General features: G+C 44.9%; 7 protein-coding genes. 4 read left to right on the top strand and 3 right to left on the bottom strand.

Features of this window, described 5'->3' with window-relative positions:
• Positions 1–145: 145 nt before the first annotated feature.
• Together ACED25_RS13175 and ACED25_RS13170 are read right to left on the bottom strand one after the other, a co-directional pair.
• Positions 146–1,222, bottom strand: a complete 1,077-nt coding sequence (locus ACED25_RS13175; RefSeq protein ID WP_009847379.1) for an AI-2E family transporter — start codon at positions 1,220–1,222, stop codon at positions 146–148.
• On the bottom strand, positions 1,215–1,454 hold the full coding sequence (locus tag ACED25_RS13170) for a sulfurtransferase TusA family protein (RefSeq protein WP_012604576.1): 240 nt from the start codon (positions 1,452–1,454) through the stop codon (positions 1,215–1,217). Before ACED25_RS13170 ends, ACED25_RS13175 begins: the two co-directional genes overlap by 8 nt.
• A 178-nt stretch (positions 1,455–1,632) precedes the next feature.
• Between ACED25_RS13170 and ACED25_RS13165 the strand changes: the two genes are divergently transcribed.
• From ACED25_RS13165 to ACED25_RS13150, 4 genes are all read left to right on the top strand, one after another.
• Positions 1,633–3,087 carry a M48 family metallopeptidase gene (locus tag ACED25_RS13165; protein WP_009847382.1) on the top strand — a complete coding sequence of 485 codons (1,455 nt, stop codon included), beginning with the start codon at positions 1,633–1,635 and terminating at the stop codon, positions 3,085–3,087.
• A gap of 123 nt (positions 3,088–3,210) precedes the next feature.
• Entirely contained in the window at positions 3,211–3,561 is a 351-nt protein-coding gene (gene arsC, locus ACED25_RS13160) for an arsenate reductase (glutaredoxin) (protein ID WP_012604578.1), read from the top strand.
• A 6-nt stretch (positions 3,562–3,567) separates the two neighbouring features.
• Positions 3,568–4,161 carry an NAD(P)H:quinone oxidoreductase gene (gene wrbA / locus ACED25_RS13155; protein WP_009847384.1) on the top strand — a complete coding sequence of 198 codons (594 nt, stop codon included), beginning with the start codon at positions 3,568–3,570 and terminating at the stop codon, positions 4,159–4,161.
• Positions 4,158–4,595 carry a DUF2069 domain-containing protein gene (locus tag ACED25_RS13150; protein ID WP_009847385.1) on the top strand — a complete coding sequence of 146 codons (438 nt, stop codon included), beginning with the start codon at positions 4,158–4,160 and terminating at the stop codon, positions 4,593–4,595. The genes wrbA and ACED25_RS13150 overlap by 4 nt, the downstream gene beginning before the upstream one ends.
• 119 nt (positions 4,596–4,714) lie before the next feature.
• On the opposite strand, the gene ACED25_RS13145 is transcribed toward ACED25_RS13150, so the two are convergent.
• Positions 4,715–5,971, bottom strand: a complete 1,257-nt coding sequence (locus ACED25_RS13145) for a DUF2066 domain-containing protein (RefSeq protein ID WP_371695435.1) — start codon at positions 5,969–5,971, stop codon at positions 4,715–4,717.
• Between the last annotated feature and the right edge of the window lie 227 nt (positions 5,972–6,198).

Raw genomic sequence — 6,198 nt, 5'->3', positions numbered from 1 at the left:
ATTTGAAGTAGTCATAATTCGTCCTCAATGTGTAAACACATTTCAGGACGGGACAGCCAAATGCAAAAAGGCCGAATATCATGGATATTCGGCCTTTTTGTACTTATTAAAATTGATAGCGCATTCAAATTGATAGCGCGTTCAATTACGATTGATGTTCAGGGTCATCATCGAGAGCGTGACTCGGTAAGGCATTCCAAACCGCTTTCACTAGCGTGGCTAAAGGGATCGCAAAGAACACTCCCCAGAACCCCCACAGTCCGCCAAACACCAACACCGCTACAATAATCGCTACTGGGTGTAGGTTCACTGCTTCAGAGAACAGAACAGGAACGAGCACGTTACCATCTAACGCTTGGATAATACCGTAAGCGAGAAGCAACCAATAAAACTGAGGTTCTAAGCCCCACTGGAACAGGCCAACAATCGCGACTGGAACGGTCACAGCCGCCGCACCGATGTAAGGAATCAATACCGAGAAACCAACCGCGACAGCCAGCAGTGCTGAATAACGTAAATCCAGAATCGCAAAGGTTACGTAGCTGACACCGCCGACGATCAAAATCTCAAGCACCTTACCGCGAATGTAGTTTGAGATTTGTTGGTTCATCTCAACCCAAACCTTGGTCGCTAGACGACGGTTCTTAGGCAGAACACCACTAGCCATACTGATCATCTCTTCTTTGTCTTTCAAAAGGAAGAAAATCAGCAGCGGTACAAGAATCAGGTAAACCGCAAGCGTCGCCAAACTAACAAGAGAAGCTAAAGAGCCCTTCACAACGCTTTCGCCAAAGCCTAATGCTTTGTTTTTCGCATTAGACACAATCGATTCAACGATCTGCAGGTTTGCTAGTTCAGGGTAACGCTCAGGAATGGTTGCGATGAACTTCTGTAAACCACCATACATGCTTGGAATATCATTGATAAGGTTACCTACCTGTTCCCAAATCGTTGGTACTAGACCAAACAGCGCAAGTAACATCACGCTAAAGAACATTAAAATCACCAACATCACTGATGGGGTTCTTGGAACACCGAGTCTTTGAAGTTGAGTAACCGGCCACTCAAGCAGATAAGCCAAAACAATAGCCACCAAAAGTGGGGCAATGAGGTGACCAAAGAAGTAGATCGTAATAAAGCCGAAGAGAATGATGGCAACCAAGCTGACAGCATGGGGATCAGAGAAACGTCGTTTATACCAACGATTGACCATTTCAAGCATTTGACTGCAATTCCTTTTTAGTGACGAGGAGATGATGGTAATTAGAGCAAACCTCTACGATGACGTCATAGGCTTGCTTAGACAAAAAAGTAACAATATCTTTCATCGAGCTGTTATCAGAGACATAAATTGACAATGATTGCCCTACTTCTAACTTTACACTGTGACGCTTGGCTAATAATAGTGCCATTGGACAGCGCTCTTGGCGTAAATCTAGAATATTAGGTGTCATTCTTTAGCTCGATGCTTATTATAAGGGTCGTATTGTAATCTGTTTTTGAAAACGCGCCATCATTCATTCATCTTCCTTCATGATAGCGCACGCACTTGGTAAAGGTTAAATCAGATAGAGAACCAATTTGCATTGCACTTGTCTTACTGTCAGAAGAAACGGAGTATTACTGACTAATATGTTTAAACGCGCTCGCTCAATTGCTTGCTTATGCATCGCAGCTACATTAAGCACTCCAACGTTGGCAAATACCAATGGTTTGGAGCTACCCGATATCGGCACCGCGGCTGGCGGCACACTCACTATCGACCAAGAACTTATCTATGGTGATGCCTACATGCGCATCATCAGAAGCAGCCAGCCTATTGTAAACGACCCGGTTCTAAACCAATACATTGACACGCTTGGCCATCGCCTTGTCGCGAACGCAAATGATGTAAAGACACCTTTTCAGTTCTTTATGATCCGTGACCGAAACATCAACGCTTTTGCTTTTTTTGGTGGTTATGTTGCTTTGCACTCAGGTTTGTTCTTGCATGCACAGTCTGAAAGTGAACTCGCTTCCGTATTGGCGCACGAAATCGCGCATGTTACCCAGCGTCACTTAGCACGTAGTATGGAAGATCAAGCTCGCCGCTCTCCTGCAACCATCGCAGCATTGGCCGCTTCTGTATTATTAGCGATTGCAGCACCAGAAGCCGGTATCGCAGCTATCACTGCAACAACTGCTGGTAACATGCAAAGCCAAATAAACTACACCCGAAGTAATGAAAAAGAAGCCGACCGCTTTGGCATCAACACGCTTGCAAAAGCAGGGTTCGATGTAAACGCTATGCCACGTTTCTTTGGCCGCTTAGCTGATGAATACCGCTATGCAAGCACACCGCCACCAATGCTATTAACTCACCCGTTGCCTGAAGACCGAATCACAGATTCACGCGCCCGTGCTCGCAGCTATACACCACTAAAACTGGCTCCGTCACTGGATTATCATTTAGCAAGAGCCCGTATTGTTGCGCGCTATGCTGGTATCAATAATGATGCAGCTCTTGATTGGTTTGAGCGAAAGCTGAAGAAAGCCCCCAAAGCCTTGGTTCCATCATTAGAGTATGGACAAGCACTGGTTTACCTAGATTCAAAAAAACTAGATAAAGCAGAACCGATTCTGACCAAGCTGATGAATAGCGACCCAACCAACTTGTTCTATCTGGATGCTATTTCAGATCTGCACATTGAACAGAAAAAGCCTGAGATTGCGATTAAAGAACTTAAGTCAGCACTTGAGCGTCAACCAAACAACTCAGTTCTAACCATAAACTACGCCAATGCACTGATCGAAAATGAAGACCTACAGGAAGCCGTTCGCGTGTTGCAACGTTACACGCACGATAACCCGAACGACACCAATGGGTGGTACCTGCTTTCAAAGGCAAATACAAACCTTGGTAACAGCGATGAAGAACTGTCTGCTAGGGCAGAGATCTTGGCACTGCAAGCCAACTGGAACAAAGCGATTCAGTACTACACGCAGGCGAGCCAAATCGCAGAGCTAGGCAGCCTAAAACAAGCACGTTATGACGCTCGAATTGATCAACTAATGATACAGCGCGAACGCTTCTTATCGTTGCAATAAGTATATTGACTGGCAGCAAAGCTCGTTGCCAAAATACAAAGAAAGCTCAACGTTACACAATAAGAAGCCACTCAGTTGGCTTCGACTGAACTATTAAATCAAAAATAATAACGAGGAAGAACCATGTCTGTCGTGATTTATCATAACCCACGCTGCTCAAAGAGCCGTCAAACTCTCGAACTGCTTGAAGCAAACGGCGTACAGCCAGAGGTGATCAAATACCTAGATACGCCTTTGACTATTGAACAGCTGAAAGTGCTTTTCACTCAGCTTGGTTTTGAGAGTGTTCGCGACATGATGCGTACCAAAGAAGCGGATTATAAAGAAGCGAACCTTGGTGACGCATCAGTGGCTGATGAAGATCTTTTCGCTGCAATGGCAACGAATCCAAAACTGTTTGAACGTCCAGTGGTTGTCGCGAACAACAAAGCAAAAATTGGTCGTCCACCAGAACAAGTACTAGAGATTCTGTAATCCAATATGAGCATCAACATTCTTGTTCTCTACTATAGTCGACACGGCAACACCCAAGCGCTAGCAAGGCAAATCGCTCGTGGGGTGGAATCCATCCCGAACTGCGAAGCCATGCTAAGAACGGTGAACAACGTGTATACGGTAGAAGAGCAGCCGGATTCGCGCTATCAGCCAACAGATCCTATTGCGACCTTACAAGATCTCCGTTCTTGCGACGGTTTAGCACTCGGCAGCCCAGTATGGTTTGGCAATATGGCTGGGCCAATGAAGCACTTTTGGGATAGCACAACATCGTTATGGATTAATGGCGATCTCATCGATAAACCAGCTTGTGTATTTACTTCCTCTTCATCACTACACGGTGGTCAAGAGACGACACAGCAAAGCATGATGCTGCCTCTACTTCATCATGGCATGTTAGTCGTGGGCATCCCCTATTCAGAACCTGCACTGCACACCACTCAAACCGGTGGCACACCTTACGGTGCAAGCAGCACTGGAGAGAGCGCTTCATTAAGCAAAGAAGAAATTGAGTTGGCGAAAAACCTAGGCAAACGCGTAGCGCGCATCGCTATTAACCAGAAGGGAATGCCTCAATGATGTATATGTCAGAGAGACCGATGTCTCCCAAAACCAAGCTATTTCGCTACCTTGCTTTAACGGGCAATTTGTCGCTTTTATTCTGGGTGGTTGCTTGGCAGATGACACTTTCACCGCACCCTCACCTCAGTAATGTAACACTGGCGATTGCTTGGGCTATACCGCTGTTACTACCATTACCGGGAATATTATCGGGCAAGCCTTATACGCATGCTTGGGCGAATTTCGTCTTAATGCTCTACTTCCTACACGCGTTAACTATTATGTATGTAGACGGTGGAGAGCGCTTGTTAGCCGCTGTAGAACTGCTTTTGACGACTCTAGGCTTCGCAGGCAATATATTATTTACCCGTTTTAGAGCCAAAGAGTTAGGCATCAAGTTGAAGCGCCTTTCCGAAGTAGAAAAGAAAGAGAAAGCTAAGTTCGAACAATAATATTGGTTCGATGCTCTAGATCTGACATGACAACAGATAAACAAAAAGCCCTGCGAGATTTCTCTTGCAGGGCTTTTTTCATGATTTCATATCGATCTGTCTGTCATGTCGGTAGACGATTACGAGCGAACCCATTCGTATACCAAGCTTGGCTTAGCGTTTACTGGCGCTGTGACTGGTAGCGCTTCCTCATCAGATTCACCTAGCGTCACCTCAGCATTTGTTAGCTCAGCATCTGTAGATAACTCACTGCCTTTAATCACTTGAACGCTTGGCGTAGTTTCATTGCCCATCGCATCAGTAACAACAACAGAGTCATCGCCTACAGACATAATGTTATCTTGCGCTTCAAATTCTGGGCTCACTTCAGGTTCGATATAAGACTCTTCAACCTTCGCGACTTGGCGAATGCTTTCAACTTCTTGTTCAAACTCTTGTTGGGTCGATAACAAATGAATTCGGAACGTCACTTCATTGTTTTGAATTTGTAGAATATCTAAGCTTGCCACCGAGTTTAGACGCTTCAGTGCATTCTCCAATTGGAAGAAGTCTTGAGCATTATTCAAACTGATAAACTGAGTTAAAATCGACTCTGATGATTCACTTGCTACAACAACAGCACTTTTGCCTGCGTAGTAGTTACTGATTTGATCAACCAATTTCTTAGAAGTCGTCGCACTGTTACCCGATACCGAACCACTTACCGGTGATGTTGGTGCGCTCGTCAGCTGGTTTGGTTTTTGATCATACAAAGTCCAGCGTAATCCAGAAGACTGTGCCTTAATCACCAAAACAGCATCAACAGGGTAACGTTGACTCGCGTTGCCAATCGGTGTGACAAAGCTGCCCCACAAATCCGAGGTGGCCACTCCCGTAACATCATCAAAATCACCAACAGGAAACATCAAAGGCAAACCGCGCTCTTTTGCATTGGCTTGTAAGCCTACAGCTAACAGTGAGTTGGAGTGTTCCCAGACAATGTTCTTGTCGTAGTTACTCTCTTCTACCAGCCAAACAAGAATATTTGAGCGAGTATCAGGCCAATACGGTAATTGCGCTTGAGTCAGTAGTGAACGAATTTGAGCACCGTTAAAACGCATACGCAATGTTGATTGGTCATTGCTTTCGCCAAAACTCATTTGAGACATGTACTGCGCACTCTTACGCATCGCCTTTTGAATCGTCTCATTCGACGCGACATCAGTTTGGCCAGTCGCACGTATCAATACCTGCTCCATGCCAGTATTTCTTGCCACTTGTTCTGGTTGTTTGTCTTCAGCGTTAATCGCAACTTCAGCCCTAAAGATATCTACTTGAGTTAAGGCATAACTCGGAGAGGCTAATAGTCCCATCAACAACAATGCTATGTAGCGCATATTGATCCTAATATTCAAAGCTTGTGCCTTGATGATAAGCAACTATGGATTGAGGGGCAAGGTCGTTAGCACCCACTGTGTTTAATAACCACAAAATATCACCTGACCATGATAAATCGTTCACTTGTAAACTGAATTTTTCTTATTTTGATAGAGATAAACATAACTAATATAAATAAATTTGATCTATCTGACATAGCAACCGATTGCCAAGTGATAGAATCCCG

The organism is Vibrio sp. 1F263, assembly GCF_041439035.1.
Classification (GTDB): Bacteria; Pseudomonadota; Gammaproteobacteria; order Enterobacterales; family Vibrionaceae; genus Vibrio; species Vibrio tasmaniensis_A.
Note: the sequence above shows the minus strand (reverse complement) of the source record. Positions and strands in the feature narration are given on the sequence as shown.